Origin of the sequence: Paenibacillus popilliae ATCC 14706, assembly GCF_000315235.1 — a bacterium.
GTDB classification, from domain to species: Bacteria; Bacillota; Bacilli; order Paenibacillales; family Paenibacillaceae; genus Paenibacillus_B; species Paenibacillus_B popilliae.
This window is the reverse complement of sequence record NZ_BALG01000312.1, coordinates 1-488: the sequence shown is the minus strand read 5'-3', so window position 1 is coordinate 488 and position 488 is coordinate 1. Positions and strand designations below refer to the sequence as shown.

At 45.1% G+C, this 488-nt stretch carries 1 protein-coding gene; it reads left to right on the top strand.

Going from position 1 to position 488, the window contains the following annotated elements; translation table 11 throughout:
- Positions 1 to 203 precede the first annotated feature (203 nt).
- Positions 204 to 488 (top strand): transposase (locus PPOP_RS22225; RefSeq protein ID WP_148277988.1); only part of this gene is annotated, 285 nt, incomplete at its 3' end.

The following is a 488-nucleotide window of genomic DNA, read 5'->3' as shown; positions in this document are numbered from 1 at the left end:
GAACAAAAAGAAAGATCTATAATCCAATAGATGTATTGGGACCGCATCGTCAGTCCCAGCTACAACTGGCAGCTTAAATTCAGACGAATCCTGGCAACTCACTTAAGAAAGAGAAAACACGAACTGGATCGGCTACACTTAGTTGGACAATAAAAATAAGGGCTTGTAGAATAAACCTATCATCTTAAGGAGCGGATCTCTACATGCCAAAACAACGAAGAACTTTTATGGCGGAATTCAAGAAACAAATGGTAGGACTCTATGAAAACGGGAAGTCCAGAGCAGCGATTGTGGAGGAATATGGCCTCACCGCCTCGGCCTTAGACCGCTGGATCGCAATCGGGATAACTACTCGGTATCAGCAATGTGCGGTGTCCTGCAAATCGCCAGAAGGACGTTCTATTATGAAGCCAAAGAAGCAGCCAAGGAAGATGACGTCACCGAAGCCATTGTGGACATCTTCCACAAGAATCGAAAAGCCTATGGCA